Raw genomic sequence first — 18,668 nt, forward strand, 5'->3', positions numbered from 1 at the left:
GGTAAATGCTAACTACTCCACGGGGGCATCACCGAAGTCGCGGATGGGAAGGCGCTCCCCGCCACGGAGCGCAGACTCATGAGCGATGATTCCCGGCAGCGTGAACCGGGCCGCAACCCAAGCATTAACGGGTGGGAGGCTGCGATTGTTCACGGCCGTCACGAAGTCATCCACCAGGAATTGGTGGCTGCCTTCATGCCCGTTGGGGGCTCCCAGGAATTCTTGGGGAAGCCTGGACTGGTCATGTACCGGGGCCAGCCCGGAGATGAAAGCATCCCGCAGCTCCGGTGCTACATCTGCAAGGGAGGGATCGTCTGCGGACATGGTCGGTTTGGTTTCCACCTGCTCGGACACGTCCTCAACGGAAGACTTGTCCTGCCAGACGGTGGTGGTGGCGAGCTGCTCAAAACTGGCCTCGGTGCCGAAGAAACGGAAGCGCGATTCCCGGATATGGGAGGGGTACCCCACTCGGCGCATCTCGTTGGTGCGCATCGCGCCGCCGTCGTTCATTTCAAACAGCGCAGTGGCGTTGGAGAAGTCGTTGGCGAACATGCTGACGTCCTTGTCGAAGACGCCGTCACCGCGCTGGTCCTTCACGCCGATGCAGCTGACGCTGACCGCGTGCCCCGGTACAGCGCCGAGGACTCCACCGATGGCGTGGGTCGGGTACAGCATGGGTGGGTAACTGGCGGTTTCCTTCCACCGCTCTCCGCCGCTGTACTGATAGGCCTCGTAAAACCCCAGGTCCATGTCATGAACGTAGTCGCCCTCGGTGTAGAAGATACGGCCAAACTTGCCTGCCGCATGTTGTTGTCGGGCGAAGACCGTGGCGGGGTTGTAGTAGCTGGTCTCCCCCATGGCGTAGACAAGCTTGGTCTCGCGTACGGCCTCTATGATCCGGGCGATTTCTTCTTCGGAAATGGCCATTGGCACGGCTGAATATACGTGTTTCCCTGCGCGCAGAGCACGCTCGACCAGCGGCCCATGGGTCCACCGCTGCGTGAAGATGGCGACAGCATCGACGTCGGACTCCAACAACTCCTCGAAGCTGCCCCTGACGCCGTCCAGGCCCCAGCGTTCCTGGGCTGCAGCTGCACGTTCGGGGAGTTCATCCACTGCGTAAACCGCGCTGACGCCCGGGTGGAGCTTGAACAAGTGCGCGAACTGGCTGCCGAACTGCCCGACACCCACAACACCGATCGAAAACGTCATTGTTTGCCTTTCCTGAAGCTGCAGGCGCAGCTTGCGAAGCGTCCCTTGTTGGGTTCCACATGAGTCTTCCACCGCGATCTACACGAGTCAACAGAAAGAACAGGTTCGAACATTTTTGACCAAATTTTGCAGTCATGTCTTGCGCTCGCCAAATCTACTCGTGTAGATTCGCCAACAGTTGTTACCCCCATCACAGTCAGGAAAGGGTCGACGATGACCACGCTAACCAAGCAACCCGGGCAAGCTTCGGGGCGTTCCAGGAGCAACCACGGACGCAAGCTTCAGCCAGCCAAACGCAGCATGACCAGCCGTCTCGGTGACCTGAAAATCGCCCTGTTCTTTATTTTCCCGGCCGTTATCGGCTTCGTAGCCTTCTTTCTGATCCCCACCATCCGCGGCATCTACCTCAGCTTCACCGAGTACAGCATCCTGGGTGAGCCAACGTGGATCGGCATAGATAACTACACGGCCATCTTTGCGGACGAACTCTTCTGGAACGCCATGGGCGTCACGCTCCAGTACGTGGGCCTGAACATCGGCTTCCAAACGGTTATTGCTCTGGGACTGGCGTTGCTGATGCACCGGGTGGCAAAGTCCACTTTCGTTCGAGGCGCTCTCCTGCTGCCGTTCCTGGTGGCCAACGTCATCGTCGCCCTGCTCTGGTTCTGGATGCTCGACTACCAACTGGGCATCGTCAACGAGGTCATGAGCTGGGTGGGGCTCCCCCGCGTCGCCTTCTTCGGCAGCGAACAGTGGGCCATCCCCACCATCGCGTTCGTCAACGTGTGGCGGCACATGGGCTACACCGCGCTGCTGATTTTCGCCGGGCTGCAATCCATCCCGAACCACCTCTACGAGGTAGCCAACCTCGACGGTGCGTCCCCCACCCGGACGTTCTGGAGCGTCACCATGCCGCTGCTCCGCCCCGTGTTGGTGCTGGTACTGGTGGTCACCGTGATCGGTTCCTTCCAAGTCTTCGACACCGTCGCCGTCACCACCAACGGTGGCCCCGTCAACGCCTCACGCGTGATCCAGATGTACATCTACCAGAAAGCCTTTGGCGAGTCCGACTTCGGCTACGCCTCCGCCCTGTCCGTGATCCTGTTCGTCATTCTCGCCCTGGTGGCCTTCGTGCAAATGAAGTTCCTCAAGGGCAACGAATCGGACCTGGACTAAGCCGGACAAGGACTAAGGAACCGCCATGACTACGTCAACACTGCCTCGAAACGACCGCAAGAAGCCGCTCAACTGGCGACGCATCGGCGCCTGGGCGCTGGTCGCCGTCGCCCTCGCCATCACCATCGCACCGTTCCTGTGGATGCTGCGGACGGCACTGTCGAGCAACAGCGCGCTGGCCTCCAACGCCGGAAACCTCCTCCCGGCCGACTTCAGCTGGGGCGCGTTCAAACGCGTACTTGGCCTGCAAACCACCGAAGAAGCGATAGCCGACGGCGGCTCCGGTGCGGCCATCAACTTCTGGCTTTACCTGCGCAACTCCATCATCTTCGCCACCATCACCACGGCCGGCCAGGTGTTCTTCAGCGCGATGGCCGCCTACGCCTTCGCACGGTTGCGATGGCCAGGCCGGAACAAGGTGTTCGCCGTCTTCCTGACCACCATGATGGTTCCCCCGATCTTCACGGCCCTGCCCAACTTCCTGATGATCAAGAACCTCGGGCTGCTGAACACCATGGCCGGGATGTCCCTGCCCTTCCTGTTCATGACCCCTTTCGCCATCTTCTTCCTGCGGCAGTTCTTCCTGAGCATGTCCCGCGAAGTTGAGGAAGCGGCAATGCTCGACGGCGCCAAGCACCTGCGCATCTTCTTCCAGATTGTGCTTCCCAACGCCGCCGCCCCCATCGCCACCCTGGCGCTGCTGACCTTTATCGGCCAGTGGAACGAATACTTCTGGCCGCTGTTGGTGGGCCAGGACGAGAACGTCCGTGTCCTCACTGTTGGCCTGAGTGTCTTCAAGTCGCAGTCCCCGCAAGGCGCCCTCGACTGGTCCGGGCTCATGGCCGGGACCCTCGTGGCAGCGCTGCCGATCTTCCTGCTGTTCATCGCCTTCGGCAAGAAGGTAGTCAACTCCATCGGATTCTCCGGAATCAAATAACCGCACCCTCTGCAAAGTCATCCCCGAAAGGTTCGCTATGAAGAAAACCCTCGGCGTCGCCGCTGCTGCCGCCGCCATCGCCCTGACCCTGTCCGCCTGTGGCGGCTCCTCCCCCGCTTCTTCCGAAGCCAAGGGTGACATCAACTACTGGCTCTGGGACGCCAACCAGCTCCCGGCGTACCAGCAATGCGCGGACGATTTCACCAAGGCCAACCCGGACATCAAGATCAAGATCACCCAGCGCGGCTGGGACGACTACTGGACGACGCTGACCAACGGCTTCGTGGCCGGAACAGCACCTGACGTCTTCACCAACCACCTCTCCAAGTACCCGGAGTACGCAGCAAAGAAACAGCTGCTGTCGCTGGACGAGGCTGTGGAGAAAGACGGTATCAAGCTGGACGCCTACACCAAGGGCCTCCCCGAGCTCTGGGTCGGCCAGGACGGCAAGCGCTATGGCCTCCCGAAGGACTGGGACACCGTAGGCCTCTTCTACAACAAGGCCATGACCGACGCTGCCGGGATCACCGCCGAGCAGATGGCCAACTTGGAGTGGAACCCCAAGGACGGTGGCAGCTACGAGAAGACCATCGCGCACCTGACCGTGGACAAGAACGGCAAGCGCGGCGACGAACCGGGCTTTGATAAGAACAACGTTGCCACCTACGGACTGGGGCTGACGGGCAGCGGTGCGGGCCAAGGCCAAACCGAGTGGAGCTTCCTCACGGCGACCACGGGCTGGACCGCAACCGACAAGAATCCGTGGGGCACCAAGTTCAACTACGACGACCCCCGTTTCCAGGAAACCATCGCCTGGTGGGCGGGCCTGGTGGACAAGGGCTACATGCCCAAGCTGGAAACCACCGTCGGCGCCAGCATGCCGGACAGCTTCGGAGCCGGCAAGGCTGCCATCAACACCAACGGGGATTGGCTGATCGGCCAGTACCAGACCTACAAGGGCATCGAAACGGCCTTCGCACCCACTCCAAAGGGCACCGACGGCAAGCGCGCGTCCATGTTCAATGGTCTGGCCGACTCCGTCTGGGCCGGCACCAAAAACCCCGGAGCCAGCATCAAGTGGGTGGAATACCTTGGGTCCACCGCTTGCCAGGATGTCGTGGCCAGCAAGGCCGTTGTGTTCCCGGCCATTGCCAGTTCCTCTGAGATCGCAGCCAAGGCCTTCGCTGACAAGGGCACGGACGTCTCCGCCTTCACCACCCATGTGAAGGATGGCACCACGTTCCTCTTCCCGATCGCGGACAAGGCTGCCAAGGTTGACGGCATCATGAAGCCCGCCATGGATGCAGTCCTCTCCGGCAAGAAGCCCGCCTCCTCACTGACCGAGGCGAACAACCAGGTCAACAACCTCTTCAAGTAGGACAACCCGCTCTCACCCCACACGTTGTGAGGCCTGCTCTGCGCGTTATTTCCTTCGCGAATCCCGCAGAGCGGGCCACACAACACCCCATACGATCCGATATGAAAGCGACTTCACACATGCACCCGCTCCATCTCCGTTCCGCAGGTACCAGCCTGGTGATCAGCACCCACCGCGGCGAGGCTGAGATAAGCCACTGGGGAGCTGACCTGGGCGACACCCTTCCGGACCTGGCCATCCTCAACGAGCCCATCCCCCCGTCTTCGATCGACGCCAACGTCCCCGCCGGGCTCCTCCCCCAGGCTTCGTCGTCGTGGCAGGGCAGGCCCGGACTTCGCGGCCATCGAATCACCGACGGCGTACCCGGCTTTGATTTCTCAGTCAGCCTTCGCGTAGTGAGCGCGACGACGGACGGCACCACAGCGGTCATCGTCCAGGCAGATCCCGACGCCGGTATCACCGTGACCAGCAACCTCACCCTGCACCCGGGCGGGCTCCTCGAACTGCGGCACACGGCCACGAACGACGGCCCGTCACCTTTCCAAGTGGATGAACTGGCGACGATGCTCCCGGTGGCGCCGGACGCCGTCGAACTTTTGGACCTGACCGGGCGCTGGTGCCGAGAACGTCACCCGCAGCGCCGGGCGATCCAGCAGGGAACGTGGGTCCGCACCGGGCGACACGGCCGTACAGGGCACGACTCGTCGCTTCTGCTCGCCGCGGGAACCGCCGGCTTCGGCAACAGGCACGGCAAGGTTTGGGCTACGCACCTGGCCTGGAGCGGCAACCATGAGGAGTTCGCGGACAGCGTCGCTGATGGGCGCACGATGATCGGCGGGTCTGAACTATTGGGGCCGGCTGAAGTAGTCCTGGAACCCGGTGACAGCTACACCACTCCTGCACTCTTTGCCGCTTATTCGGACCAGGGTCTGGACGGGATCTCTGCAGCCTTCTACAGCTGGTTCCGCTCGCGCCCCCACCACGTGGGAGCGCTCTCCGGCAAGCCCCGTCCAGTAGTCCTCAACACGTGGGAGGCAGTTTACTTCGACCACAACCTGGACGCACTCGTCGAGCTCGCTGAGTCTGCTGCCGACCTTGGCGTTGAGCGTTTCGTGCTCGACGACGGCTGGTTCCGCGGGCGCCGCGACGACCGGGCCGGGCTGGGCGACTGGTACATCGATGAGACCATATGGCCCGGCGGTCTGACGCCGCTCATCGATGCCGTGACGTCCCTGGGCATGGAATTCGGGCTCTGGGTGGAGCCGGAAATGATCAACCTTGATTCCGACGCAGCCCGGGCACACCCCGAGTGGATTGTTGGCCCCTCCGCTGATTCATACAAGGACGGCGGCAGGCTGCCCCTCGAGTGGCGGCAGCAGCACGTCATCGATCTGGTGAACCCGGACGCGTGGCAGTACATCTTCGACCGCATCGACACTTTGCTGCGTGAGAACACCATTAGCTACCTCAAATGGGACCAGAACCGGGATCTCCTGGAGCATGGGCATGCCGGCCGGGCGTCAGTCCACGAACAGACCTTGGCGGCGTACCGGCTTTTTGACGCGCTCCATGCGGCCCACCCCGGCGTAGAGATCGAAAGCTGCTCCTCCGGCGGTGCGCGCGTTGACCTGGGGATCCTTGAGCGTACCGACCGTGTTTGGGCATCTGACTGCAACGACGCACTGGAACGGCAGACAATTCAGCGATGGACTGGAATGGTGGTTCCGCCTGAGCTGGTGGGCGGACACATCGGACCGACCACATCACACACCACTGGGCGGACGCACGACCTCTCCTTCCGCGCCATCACTGCGCTCTTCGGACACTTCGGCATGGAATGGGACGTCCGCTCCGTCACTGGCGCGGAGCGCGAGGAACTCAAGCGCTTCATCGGCCTGTACAAGGAACACCGGGGCCTGATCCACAGCGGACGAGTGGTGCGCGCCGATGCACTGGACGAGTCGCTGATGGTGCACGGCGTTGTTGCGGACATCCACGGCGGCGGCATCGCAGGAGCCACGGCCGCGCTTTTCGCTGTCGTGAAGACGCGAACGGGCTTCGCCGAGCAGGTGGGTCGCGTAGCGCTCCCGGGGCTCGATCCGTCGCGTTCATACCGGGTGGAGGCAATCTTCCCCTCACCGGGTGACGCCGACTACGGGCACACGTTCATCGAAGCGAAAGCGGCGCCTTGGTTGGCGTCCGGGGCGGAAGCCACCGGCCGGTTCCTGGGCGAAGTGGGCCTTCCGATGCCCGTCCTGAACCCGGAGCACGCCATCCTGCTGCGTCTCACAGCTCTCTGACGCTCTCTCACCTGCCGCAGCGTTCCCGGGGATCCCCTCTCACCAACGAAGGGTTTCCCGGGAACGCTCGCTCACCTACTGCGTGCTCTGGACCGCGTCTGCCAGGTAGTCGATGGCCAGCTTGTAGCCGAGCACACCGGCGCCCACGATGATCGCGCTGCACACGCCCGACAGGTATGAGTGGTGACGGAACTCTTCACGCTGGTGGACGTTGGTGATGTGGACCTCGACGGCGGGAAGCTGCACAGCCGCGAGGGCGTCACGAAGTGCCACGGAAGTGTGCGTGTAGGCTCCCGCGTTGATGACAATTCCCACCGCCGTTCCCCGGGCTGCATGGATGGCGTCGAGGAGATCGCCCTCGTGGTTCGACTGAACGCAGTCAACAGTGAAGCCGTGGCCTGCAGCTGCAGTCATGGCAAGTTGTTCGACGTCGGCCAGGGTTGACGTTCCATACTTTTCAGGTTCGCGGGTGCCCAGAAGATTGAGGTTGGGTCCATTGATCACAAGGATGGTGCCGCGACCGGATTCGGTGGCGGGAGTGGCTTCAGTCATGGCTCCCAATCTATAGCCGTGTAGAAGCCTCAGGGAACTCCGCCCACCAAGTGAGAGAGCGTTCCTCAAAAACCGCCACCATGTGAGAGCGCGTCGCCCAAAAACGGCCGGGATGTGAGAGAGGGATGCGTTACTTACGCGTGCACTGGCCGGCTGAGACCGCACTGTTGAGACCTGGAGCCTGGGCTGCCACGGGCTCAAGGTCTTCCATGGTGAGGGCAAAGCCAAGTGCCGCATCAGTGGTGGTCTTTGCGAAGATCAGCCCCGCCACCTGCCCCTGCGTCGTCAACAGTGGTCCGCCCGAGTTTCCAGGCTGGACGTCCCCGGCGAGCTTGTACACCAGCTCCGGTGACGGGTTATTGCCGTAAATATCCGGAACCAGGATGGTGGAGATACCTTGCACGGTAGCCGGTTTCGACTGGAACGGGCCGCCATGCGGGTACCCTGCGAAAGCAGCCGGGGTGCCAGCCGGCAGGTCGGCGCTGAGCGGCAACGGTGCGGACCGGAGGCCGTCAACGGCCAGGACTGCGATGTCCCGCTGGGAGTCGAAGTAGACCACGCGACCCGGCAGCGCACCGCCGTCGGGAATTTCCACCACCGGCTGCGACACGCCCGCAACAACATGGGCGTTGGTGACGACGCGCCCGGGCGAAACAACGAATCCGGATCCGGTTTGGTTCTGTCCGCATTCGTAGGCCGTGCCGGCGATCTTCAGAACGGACTGGGCGGCCTGGTTCAGCGCGGGAGTGTCAGTTGACTCGTTCGGGATGGTCACAGGCGTCGTCGGTCCGATGCCCTCGATGAGCTTGGGAATCCCATCGCCGATCACCGTGGACCTGAGTTGCGCCATGGTGCTCTTGACCGGTGTCGGTGTCAGATTGTCGATGGAACGAATGACTCGCGACTCCGCGATTTGCTGCGAAACGAACGGCACGCCCAGCGAACTGATGCTGAATGCGAGCATGGACATCACCAGCGCAGCGACCACTATGCTCACCACGCCACCGATCAGCCGGTCGACAGCGTGCAGCGGTTTGATCCGGACAGCGTGGCGGATACGACGCCCAATCATGGTTCCCAGTCCATGACCGACAGCAATAAGTACGACGGCGGCCCCTACCGTGGCGGTAAGCCTCCAGCCGCTGTCGGTCACCCAGCCACTGACGAGCGGGACCGCTACGAAGGCAGCGATGGCGCCGACAACGAAACCGGCAATTCCGCCCAAAGTGACCATAAAGCCGTTCCGCAGGCCGTAGATCAGGTAGGAGAGCAGCATCAGGATCAATGCCAAATCCAATATCGTCAAGCCAAACACCAATGCTCCTCATAGCCGGGTAGCGACAATTCTAGTTGCGGACCCTGACAGCCAACCGTTAGTCACATCACGCCGGATGACGCATTTGGACTGATTACTGGCCAGAGAAGGGCGCTGATGGCGCCAAACCCGCGCCGTTTCAGCGTTTCGCATGCCAAGTACGTCACAGAAGCCCAAAAATTCTGAAACAATGGCTGAAGCGCCACGACCGAAACTTATATTCAGGAGATTTCATGGACATCGAGGTATTGCGCCGCGCACCCCTCTTCGCCACCCTTGACGACGACGCATTCCGCCTGCTGACGGACGAACTCACAGAGGTGGACCTTTCACGCGGGGCTTCCGTGTTCCGCGAAGGCGACCAGGGTGACCAGCTCTACTTCATCGTTTCCGGCAAGGTGAAGCTCGGCCGCACCTCCCCCGACGGCCGCGAGTCCCTGCTCGCCATCCTTGGCCCGGGTGAACTCTTCGGTGAAATGGCTTTGTTCGACCCCAGCCCGCGCACCGCCACGGCTACAGCCGTCTCCGAGACCCGCTTGGCCGGCCTCAAGAACGAGAGCCTCAACGCGCTCCTGCGCACACGCCCGGAAGTTTCCGCGCAGCTGCTTCAGGCCTTGGCCCGCCGCCTTCGCCGCACCAACGACTCCCTCTCGGACCTCGTCTTCTCTGACGTTCCGGGCCGCGTAGCCAAGGCCCTCCTGGACCTGGCTGACCGCTTCGGCCGCCCGGCCACCGACGGTGTCCTGGTTGCCCACGAGCTTACGCAGGAAGAACTGGCCCAGCTGGTTGGCGCTTCCCGCGAGACCGTGAACAAGGCACTGGCCGAGTTCGTCCAGCGCGGCTGGCTCCGCCTCGAGGCACGGGCAGTGGTCATCCTCGACATGCAGCGCCTCCGCCAGCGCTCCCGCTAGAGCATTCAAAAAAGCCGCCCCGGTTGATGACCGGGGCGGCTTTTTTGTTGCCTTGGTGAGCGAGCGTTCCGCTCAAGCAGGCGGAACGTGAATGAGCGTTCGGATCAAGCAGGCAATGAGCGTTCGGATCAAGCAGGCGGAACGTGAATGAGCGTTCGGCTCAAGCAGGCGGAACGTGAGCGAGCGTTCGTCAGCGTTCGCGCTGGGGCTCTCCGGCTATGGTCTTGGCGGCTTCGACTTCGAGCATCAGGATTCCGCCCTCGTCCACAAGCTTCGCCTGGTAGACGTGGGCTTTGCGCTTGTAGCTCAGGTACGCGATGCAGCCATTAGCGGCGGCCATTTTCTCGAGCATGATTTCGGAGCCAGGCACCAGGAGTTGGCCCAACGTGAGCCCAACAGTATTAGGTTGGCCGATTTCGTCGCCGAGCGCAGGAGTGTCCCGCAGGGAGACAGCCTCGGCAGCACACACCCAACGGCCCCAGACACCCTTACTTCCAAGGATCGAAGGCTGCTGGTTCACTGGGACCGTGGCGGCAAAGTACCGGGTGTTGAAGCGGGTGTGCGCGAAATCCGGGCTCAGCCAATTCACCAGGGGCTTCAACAGGTCAGTACGCAGAGAGAGACCACGCTTGGACAGCATCTCGGTGAAGGACTTCTCCTGCGCCGCTACTGCTTCCCGGGCCCGCATCCAGTCCACCGTGGAGTTCGACTCAACTGTGGAGGACGCGTCCGGCCCAGCGAGCAGGACGCCGGTCTCTTCAAAGAGTTCGCGGATGGCGCCCACCACGTGGCGGCGGGCGAGTCCGACGTCGTCCGTTCCCATCTGCTCAGCCCAATGCTGGGGTGAGGGGCCCAACCAACCCACGGGGTCGTCGTCGGACGGGTCGAGGGAACCGCCCGGGAAAGCGACAACGCCCAACGGCGAAGATCCTGGCCTGTAACCAAGCCAGGTCTCCAGACCGGTGGGCGAGTCCCGCAAAAGGACAACGGATGAGGCGTAGCGGGCGGCCCTGGGGGTCCGCTCGCCGAGATCAAGCCAGTTTCGTGCTGCCCCTTCGAGTTCGGGGGGCAGAACGAACAGACGGCGTGCAAGCTGCGGCAATTGGGTGAACCGGTTCCTTAGCTGAATTCAGCAATGAGCTCGACCTCTACGGGAGAGTCGAGCGGCAACACAGAAACGCCGACGGCGGAACGTGCGTGCTTGCCGGCCTCGCCCAAAACCTGGCCGAGGAGTTCGGACGCACCGTTGATGACGCCGGGCTGGCCGGTGAACGTGGGGTCGGACGAAACGAAGCCGACCACCTTAACGATGCGGGTGATGCGGTCGAGATCGCCAATGACGCTCTTGACGGCCGCAAGGGCGTTAATGGCGCATACGGCGGCGTAGCGCTTGGCGTCCTCGGGGTCGACGGTGGGTTCATCGGAGGTACCCAACTCGCCGAGAGAGACCTTGCCCGTAGCTTCGAGTTTGCCATTAATAAAGGGCAGCTGTCCGGACGTGTAAACGTAGTTGCCGGAGACAACGGCGGGTACGTAGTCAGCTACCGGGGCGGCGACCTCGGGGAGGGTCAAACCGAGCTCGGCGATCCGCTGCTCAACGGCAGACGTCGGGGCGGCGGATTCCGCGGCAGACGTGGTTTCTGCGGGGGTGGTCATAGTTACTGCTTCTCCCTCTTCAGGTATGCAACAAGGCCTTTGCCATCGGGTCCACCGACGACCTGAACAAGCTCCCAGCCATCCTCGCCCCACTGGTCCAGGATCTGCTTCGTGGCGTGGATAATGAGCGGAATCGTGGCGTACTCCCATTTGGTCATGACAGAAAGCCTAGCCCTTGCCGGTAAAGTGGAAAACATGGTGACTCGCAAGAACCCACTATTCGACACTGCCACCACCCTCGGAAAGATTCTAGGTTTCCTTGGCGTGAGTGCGATCTGTGGCGTCCTGGTAGCGGGCCTTTTGGTCCCCGCCGCGGCCGTCTCAGGCAGTGCCGCAAGCGGTTCAATCCAGTTCTTTGACACTCTGCCGGCGGAACTCCAAGTGGATCCGCCCAGCCAGAACACGACGATCCTGGCGAAGGACGGTTCGCCGATCGCCTCGATCTACGCAGAGAACCGCACCAAGGTTCCGCTGGACCAGATGAGCCCGTATATCAAGGACGCTGTCATCGCTATCGAGGACAGCCGCTTCTACGAGCACGGCGGCATCGACACCACCGGCATCCTGCGAGCCATCGTCAGCACTGCACGCGGTAACAAGCAGGGCGCGTCCACCATCACGCAGCAGTATGTGAACAACGTCATCAACGAGTCACTGGTGGCATCGGGCAACGACTCCGACGTCAAGCTCAACGGTGTTAATAAAGGCGTTGGCGACAAGCTTCGCGAAATGAAGTTGGCTATCGCACTGGAGAAGAAGTTCTCCAAGGAACAGATCCTTGAGGGCTACCTCAACATCGTGTTCTTCAACCGCGACGCTTACGGCATTGAGGCTGCAGCAAAATTCTTCTTCAGCACCTCGGCCAAGGACCTCACCCTCCCCCAGGCTGCCCTGCTGGCCGGCTTGGTCAACAGCCCATCCGCTTTTGATCCGATCACCAACCCGGACAACGCCAAGGTCCGCCGTGACCTGGTGCTGGCAGCCATGGTCAACCAGAACAAGATCACCAAGGCGGAATACGACGCCGCTGTGGCTACGCCGGTGACTACCAAGGTCACCCCGGCCCGCCAGGGTTGCGCCTACGCCACCATGGCACCGTACTTCTGCGACTACGTGCTCCACTTGCTCTTCAACAACCCGGCCTACGGCGACACGCAGGAAGAGCGCATCAAGCGCGTCCAGCGCGGTGGCCTCACCATCAGGACCACCCTTGATCCCACTGCGCAGGCAGTGGCCCAGCAGCAGGTTGACGGCACGGCAGGCGCAAACCCGGACAAGTGGGGCGCCTCTATCACCTCCGTCCAGCCGGGCACCGGTCAGATTGTGAGCATGGCCCAGAACACGGTGTGGCTGCCTCAAGAGGGCAAGTTTGATCAGACCCAGAACTTCAACGTTGATGTTTTGGACGCCAATGGCAATGACCTCAATGGCATCGGCGGCTTCCAGCCTGGTTCCACGATGAAGCCCTTCACGTTCGCTCAATGGCTGAACGAGGGCAAGTCGATGAACACCACCATCAACGCGTCCCGCCGGACCTACCCACAGAATTTCCCGTGGCGTAACACCTGCCCGACGCCCGTCAATGGTTTTTACGACAAGAGCGTTCCCGGCAGCTTCGACCTGCAGAACTCCGACGAAGGCTACTACAGGAACATGACTGTTTTGTATGGCCTGATGAACTCCATCAACACGGCCACCTTCGCCTCGGCATCCCAGGTGGACCTCTGCGGTATCCAGGGAATCGTTGACGCTACGGGGATCCACGGAGGACTTCCGGCCCGCGATGAAAACGGCAAGATCACGGACCCGAACCCGAAGGTCACCATGACCACGCTGGCCAACCTGATTGGTTCTACTCAGACGGCTCCGCTAACCATGGCCGCTGCGTTCGCTACGTTCGCTGCTGACGGCAAGTACTGCGAGCCGATTGCCATCACTTCAGTGAAGGACCAATCGGGTGCTGACCTGCCGGCCCAATCATCGAACTGCAAGGACGCCATCAAGCCCGAGGTTGCCCGCGGTGTGGCTTACGCGATGCAGGAAGTGCTCAACGCTGGTTCTGGTTCGCTGATCCGGCCCGCGCTTTCAACGCGCAACAACTTCCCGGTAGCCGCCAAGACTGGAACCAACGACTCCAACGGCTCCACCTGGGTTGTTGGTTACACCACCGGCCTTGCAACTGCTTCCTGGTTCGGCGATCCGCTGGACAACCAGCTTCGTCCGGGTCGGAACATCACAGTCAACGGCAAGTTCTACCCATCCATCGACGGTTACATGATCGCCGGGCCGCAGTTCACCAACTACATGTTGTCGGTTGCTCCAGCGTATGGAACCAACCCGTTCCAGGCACCCCCTTCCAACCTTTTGGGTGGTGCGGCACCCCAGCGCACCACGACGCCTGCACCCACCACGCAGAACGCGCCCCCCGCCACAGATAACGGCAACAACGGCAACGGCAACGGTCCGGGCAAGGACTAACCAGGTGTCGTTCGGAGATTCACTGGCAAACCGCGTCCGCAGTGTCGGGCGCGGTTTCGCCGTCACCACAGCAATCGGCGCAACGGCAGGCGCGGCAGCCGCTGCCTACGGCTGGTGGGAGAAGGACCAATTCGAGGTTCGCCACGAGACCCTTCCCATCCTCCCGGAGGGCTTCGGTCCGCTCAAAGTCCTGCACTTGAGTGACATCCACTTCGTGCCCGGCCAAGAGAAAAAGGCCGAATGGCTGAAGTCCCTCGCCGGCCTCAAGCCTGACCTGGTTGTGAACACGGGCGACAACCTGAGCCACGCCAAAGCGATCGATCCCCTGGTCCAGGCACTGAGGCCCTTGTTGGAGTTCCCTGGCGTCTTCGTCCCGGGATCCAACGACTATTACGCGCCGAGAATCAAGAACCCTGCCGGCTACTTCCGCGGTCCTTCCAAGCCGAAGAATGAGCCAAAAAAGCTGGATTGGCCCAAGCTCAGGTCAGCGTTTGGCATGAGTGGCTGGATCGACCTCACCAACCGTGCACAGTCTGTTGTGTTGAATAGCCTGCGTATCGACTTTTCCGGGGTCGATGATCCCCATTTGAAGCGCGAACGCTACGCGGGCTGGCCGCGCGGCACGGTTAACCAGGACGCCCGCCCGCACCTGAAGGTCGCCGTCGTCCACGCGCCGTACCAGCGCGTGCTCGACCACTTCACCCAAGCCCAGGCAGACCTCATCATCGCCGGCCACACCCACGGCGGACAGATCTGCATCCCCGGCTACGGCGCTTTGGTCTCCAATTGCGATCTGCCAACCTGGCGCGCCAAGGGCCTCCACGACTGGGAAAGCAACGGATTCACGACGCCGGTGAACGTCTCGGGCGGCATCGGCACCTCACGCTTCTCGCCGGTCCGCATTGCGTGCCGCCCGGAAGCGGTCCTGCTCACCCTCACGGCACGCAGCTAGAACCGCGGCACGCATTACGATCCTCAATAACTGGGTCAAACATTTCACCGGACCTTGGCACTTCTGTGAAACGAATCACGGCATGGCATAGGGTAGTTGCTACGGGAAACTACCTCCGCACCATCTGAAGATCCAGCTGTTGAGAAGCGGGCATGTCCAAGCAAACGTCATTTTTCACCTCCGTCGGCCGTCTGTACCCCCATGTGCGGCCCATCATCCCCCGACTAGTTATGGGCCTCATCTGCGCCCTGCTCGCCAGCATTGTGGCGCTGACCATCCCGCAAGTGCTGCGGGTCCTCGTCAATAACTCCCTGCAGCCCGGCGGTTCCACGGACGCAGTCTGGATTGCCGCCGTCGTGATCCTTGGCTTGGGTATTGCCGAAGCCGGACTGGTGGCGCTACGCCGCCAGTTCGTCATTAACCCGGCCACCACCGTTGAGACCAGGATGCGCGTGACCCTGTACGGCCACCTCCAGGAGCTCACTGTCGCATTCCACGATCGCTGGGGTTCGGGCCAGCTCCTTTCGCGGGCCATGACGGATCTCAGCTTCCTTCGCCGCTGGATGGCGTTCGGTGCGATCATGCTGGTGGTCACGACGTTGACCGTGATTATTGGCGTCGGCGTCATGTTCTCAATGAGCTGGCAGCTGGCCCTGATCTTCCTCGCCGCTGCTGTGCCGATCATGATCAATTCCTTCCGATTCCGCCGCCGCTTCAGCTTGGTGGCACGCCTCAGCCAGGACCAGGCGGGTGACCTCGCCACCACCGTTGAAGAATCCGTGCACGGCATCCGCGTGCTGAAGGCGTTCGGCCGCAGCCGGGAAGCGCTGGAGAACTTCAACGGCCAAGCCGAGGAACTGCGTCAGACCGAGATCGCAAAAGCCAAGCAACAAGCAGGCTTCACGCTGGTGGTTACGTTGCTGCCGGAGCTTGCGCTGGGCGTAGGGCTGGTGGTCGGCATCATGCTGGCGGCCAGCGGGCAGCTGAGCATTGGATCGCTGGTGGCGTTCTTCGCAACCGCCGCGGTGGTGGCAACGCCGGTGGAATTTTCCGGGATGCTGCTGGCCATGGCACTGACGGCCAAGACTGCGCTGGATCGCCATTTCGAGGTCATGGATACTGAAAACACCATCACCTCCCCGGATGAAGCCGTGGTGCCGGAAGCCGTCAAGGGCGCCTTGCGCTTTGAGCATGCGGGTTTCGGGTTCGACGACGGCGGCACCCTGCTGCACGATGTCACCCTCGACATTCGCCCTGGTGAGACCATGGCCCTGGTGGGCATCACAGGCAGCGGAAAGAGTGCACTGCTCCAGCTGGTCCCCCGCCTGTACGACGTGACCGAGGGCGCCGTAACCATCGACGGGGTGGACGTGCGTGATTACGACCTCGACGAGCTTCGACGGATCGTTGCGGTCGCTTTCGAAGACACCACTTTGTTCTCCAGCTCCGTACGTGACAACGTCCTCCTTGGCGCCCCGGATCCCAGTAATGCCGCGCTGGACGAGGCCTTGGACGTTGCCCAGGCGCAGTTCGCTTACTCTTTGCCGGACGGTGTGGACACGCTGATCGGCGAGGAAGGGCTGAGCTTGTCAGGCGGCCAGCGCCAGCGCATTGCTTTGGCCCGTGCCATTGCAGCAAAGCCGAAAGTACTTGTCCTGGATGACCCCCTGTCCGCGCTGGATGTGAACACCGAAGAACGTGTGGAGGCTCGTTTGCGCGAGGTGCTCCGCGACACCACAACGCTCATCGTGGCGCACCGGCCTTCCACCGTGGCCTTGGCGGACCGGGTCGCTTTGCTCGAAAACGGAACCATTACCGCCGTGGGGACCCACACGGAACTGTTGGCCGAAAACGACCATTACCGCTACGTCATCGCCAGCCTTGACGCCGGTCCAAAGGATCTGGACAGCGAACTGGACGAGCTCGAAGAAGCTGAGGAGGCCCGCCGGTGAGCGCCACAACATTTGGAACCGCCAACGAGGACAACACGCACCTCACCAAAGCGGACAGCAAAGCCGTACGACGCCGGTCCCTCGCCTTGCTTGCCTCGCTGATCCGCCCGGTACGGTTGCGTTTCTGGATGACGATCGTCATGGTGGTGGTCTCGCAACTCACCCGCGTGGCTGGGCCTGCGCTGATCGCTTTCGGGATCGACCGTGCGCTCCCGGCACTGCAATCCGGCGATAACGGTCCGTTGGTTCTGGCCGGTTCGTTGTATCTGGCCGCCGCCATTGCAACGGCGGGAATGACGGCGCTGTATGTCACGTCCACGGCCCGGCTGAGCCAGGCCATGCTCCTGGATCTCCGGCTTCGGGTCTTTCGGCACACCCAACGGTTGAGTTTGGAATTCCACGAGAAATACACCTCGGGCCGCATCATCGCCCGGCAGACTTCCGACTTGGAGGCGCTGCGGGAACTGTTGGACTCCGGTGTCAGCTCCCTCGCCTCCGGCATGCTGTTCATGGTCTTCACGGCTGTCACCGTGTTTGCCTTGGACTGGCGCAGTGGCCTGATCATGCTCGCAGCCGGTGTCCCCATGTTCTTCCTGGCCCGCTGGTACCAGAAGCACTCACAGATAGCTTTCCGGGAATCACGGGTGGTTTCAGCGCGGTTGATCGTCCATTTCGTGGAAACCATGACCGGCATCCGTGCCGTAAAGGCCTTCCGCAAGGAGCGCGGGAACGCCGCCCAGTACGGTCAGTTGGCTGAGGATTACCGCAAGAACACTGTCCGGTCCATCAACCTCAACGGCATTTTCCAGCCCGGCCTGGTGTTGATCGGTAACGTCTGCGTCGCCGTCGTCCTGCTCTTCGGTGGCTTCCGGGTGCTGAGCGGTGACCTCGCCGTCGGTGTCCTGCTGGCGTTGATCCTGTCCACCAAGCGCTTCTTCCAGCCGGTGGACCAGATGGCCATGTTCTACAACTCGTTCCAGAGCGCCCAAGCGGCGCTGGAAAAGGTGTCCGGCCTCCTCGAGGAAATTCCTACCGTCCGGCCGCCGAAGAATCCCGTGCCATTGAAAAGTCCGCGCGGCGAGATCGATTTTAACGAGGTGGAGTTCGGCTACAACGACGGCAGCATTGTTGTCCCCCGGCTCGACCTGCATATCCCCGCCGGTCAGACTCTTGCGCTGGTGGGCCAGACAGGTGCCGGGAAATCCACTTTGGCCAAGCTGGTGGCGCGCTTCTATGACGTCACCTCGGGCGCGATCACCCTGGACGGCGTCGACCTGCGGGATCTCGCCACCACGGACCTACGCCGCGCCGTGGTGATGGTCACCCAAGAGGCCTTCCTGTTCAGTGGATCAGTAGCGGACAACATCGCTTTGGGCCGGCCCGAAGCATCACGTTCTGAGATCGAAGCCGCGGCCGCAGCGGTGGGGGCGCACGAGTTCATCATGAGCCTCCCCGAAGGCTACGACACTGACGTCAACAAGCGTGGTGGACGCGTGTCGTCAGGCCAGCGCCAACTCATCGGGTTTGCCCGCGCCTTCCTGGCGGCACCCGCCGTGCTGATCCTGGACGAGGCAACGTCTTCGCTGGACATCCCCTCGGAACGGATGGTCCAGCAGGGCCTCTCCAACCTGTTGGAGGGAGTGGCCGGCGGCAGAGGGGCCCGCACGGCCATCATCATCGCCCACCGACTCTCCACGGTGGAGACAGCGGACCGGGTCCTGGTGGTCCACGACGGGCGAATTGTGGAAGACGGAACACCCGCCGAGCTGATCAGCGGAGGCGGACGGTTCGCCCAACTGCACGGGGCTTGGCGGGACTCGCTGGTGTAGCCCCCTCTTTTCTGGATGCT

Annotated in this window: 15 protein-coding genes; 9 read left to right on the forward strand and 6 right to left on the reverse strand. The window is 62.2% G+C overall.

The window, feature by feature from the left end; genetic code table 11:
* Positions 1 to 12: 12 nt before the first annotated feature.
* Positions 13 to 1,212, reverse strand: a complete 1,200-nt coding sequence (locus tag J2Y68_RS17900; RefSeq protein ID WP_309995339.1) for a Gfo/Idh/MocA family protein — start codon at positions 1,210 to 1,212, stop codon at positions 13 to 15.
* 213 nt (positions 1,213 to 1,425) lie between these two features.
* Between J2Y68_RS17900 and J2Y68_RS17905 the strand changes: the two genes are divergently transcribed.
* The 4 genes from J2Y68_RS17905 (at position 1,426) to J2Y68_RS17920 (ending at position 7,003) form a co-directional block, all read left to right on the forward strand.
* Positions 1,426 to 2,388 (forward strand): carbohydrate ABC transporter permease, encoded by a 963-nt coding sequence (locus tag J2Y68_RS17905; RefSeq protein ID WP_397335319.1) that lies wholly within the window; start codon positions 1,426 to 1,428, stop codon positions 2,386 to 2,388.
* A gap of 25 nt (positions 2,389 to 2,413) precedes the next feature.
* Positions 2,414 to 3,325 carry a carbohydrate ABC transporter permease gene (locus tag J2Y68_RS17910; RefSeq protein WP_309995341.1) on the forward strand — a complete coding sequence of 304 codons (912 nt, stop codon included), beginning with the start codon at positions 2,414 to 2,416 and terminating at the stop codon, positions 3,323 to 3,325.
* A 37-nt stretch (positions 3,326 to 3,362) separates the two neighbouring features.
* A complete protein-coding gene (locus J2Y68_RS17915) occupies positions 3,363 to 4,703 on the forward strand; it encodes an ABC transporter substrate-binding protein (RefSeq protein ID WP_309995343.1) in 1,341 nt (446 codons plus the stop codon).
* A 119-nt stretch (positions 4,704 to 4,822) separates the two neighbouring features.
* Positions 4,823 to 7,003: an alpha-galactosidase gene (locus J2Y68_RS17920; RefSeq protein ID WP_309995383.1), complete on the forward strand. Its 2,181-nt coding sequence runs from the start codon at positions 4,823 to 4,825 to the stop codon at positions 7,001 to 7,003.
* A gap of 75 nt (positions 7,004 to 7,078) precedes the next feature.
* On the opposite strand, the gene aroQ is transcribed toward J2Y68_RS17920, so the two are convergent.
* On the reverse strand, positions 7,079 to 7,555 hold the full coding sequence (gene aroQ, locus J2Y68_RS17925; protein ID WP_309995345.1) for a type II 3-dehydroquinate dehydratase: 477 nt from the start codon (positions 7,553 to 7,555) through the stop codon (positions 7,079 to 7,081).
* Positions 7,556 to 7,685: 130 nt separating this feature from the next.
* Entirely contained in the window at positions 7,686 to 8,870 is a 1,185-nt protein-coding gene (locus J2Y68_RS17930; protein WP_309995347.1) for a MarP family serine protease, read from the reverse strand.
* Positions 8,871 to 9,103: 233 nt separating this feature from the next.
* Here J2Y68_RS17930 and J2Y68_RS17935 point away from each other — a divergent pair, with 233 nt between their 5' ends.
* On the forward strand, positions 9,104 to 9,781 hold the full coding sequence (locus J2Y68_RS17935; protein ID WP_011775987.1) for a Crp/Fnr family transcriptional regulator: 678 nt from the start codon (positions 9,104 to 9,106) through the stop codon (positions 9,779 to 9,781).
* A 190-nt stretch (positions 9,782 to 9,971) separates the two neighbouring features.
* Here the strand turns inward: J2Y68_RS17935 and J2Y68_RS17940 are convergent, their stop codons facing one another.
* Genes J2Y68_RS17940 through J2Y68_RS17950 form a run of 3 tightly spaced genes read right to left on the reverse strand, consistent with a single transcriptional unit; the run spans position 9,972 to position 11,595 of the window.
* Positions 9,972 to 10,883, reverse strand: coding sequence for an NUDIX hydrolase (locus tag J2Y68_RS17940; RefSeq protein WP_309995349.1), 912 nt, complete (start codon positions 10,881 to 10,883; stop codon positions 9,972 to 9,974).
* 17 nt (positions 10,884 to 10,900) lie between these two features.
* Complete coding sequence (locus J2Y68_RS17945; protein WP_257370943.1) at positions 10,901 to 11,437, reverse strand: RidA family protein; 537 nt, start codon at positions 11,435 to 11,437, stop codon at positions 10,901 to 10,903.
* A 2-nt stretch (positions 11,438 to 11,439) separates the two neighbouring features.
* Positions 11,440 to 11,595: a DUF4177 domain-containing protein gene (locus tag J2Y68_RS17950; protein WP_011775990.1), complete on the reverse strand. Its 156-nt coding sequence runs from the start codon at positions 11,593 to 11,595 to the stop codon at positions 11,440 to 11,442.
* Between J2Y68_RS17950 and J2Y68_RS17955 the strand changes: the two genes are divergently transcribed.
* The 4 genes from J2Y68_RS17955 (at position 11,594) to J2Y68_RS17970 (ending at position 18,648) form a co-directional block, all read left to right on the forward strand.
* Entirely contained in the window at positions 11,594 to 13,915 is a 2,322-nt protein-coding gene (locus J2Y68_RS17955) for a transglycosylase domain-containing protein (RefSeq protein WP_309995353.1), read from the forward strand. The two genes, J2Y68_RS17950 and J2Y68_RS17955, sit on opposite strands and share 2 nt — an antisense overlap.
* A gap of 4 nt (positions 13,916 to 13,919) precedes the next feature.
* Positions 13,920 to 14,867, forward strand: a complete 948-nt coding sequence (locus J2Y68_RS17960) for a metallophosphoesterase (RefSeq protein ID WP_309995355.1) — start codon at positions 13,920 to 13,922, stop codon at positions 14,865 to 14,867.
* Positions 14,868 to 15,019: 152 nt separating this feature from the next.
* The gene (locus tag J2Y68_RS17965; RefSeq protein ID WP_309995357.1) at positions 15,020 to 16,819 is read left to right on the forward strand and encodes an ABC transporter ATP-binding protein; all 1,800 of its coding nucleotides are present in this window, start codon (positions 15,020 to 15,022) and stop codon (positions 16,817 to 16,819) included.
* Entirely contained in the window at positions 16,816 to 18,648 is a 1,833-nt protein-coding gene (locus J2Y68_RS17970) for an ABC transporter ATP-binding protein (protein WP_309995359.1), read from the forward strand. Before J2Y68_RS17965 ends, J2Y68_RS17970 begins: the two co-directional genes overlap by 4 nt.
* Positions 18,649 to 18,668: the final 20 nt, after the last annotated feature.

This window comes from Paenarthrobacter nitroguajacolicus (assembly GCF_031455195.1).
In the GTDB taxonomy this organism is placed as follows: domain Bacteria; phylum Actinomycetota; class Actinomycetes; order Actinomycetales; family Micrococcaceae; genus Arthrobacter; species Arthrobacter nitroguajacolicus_D.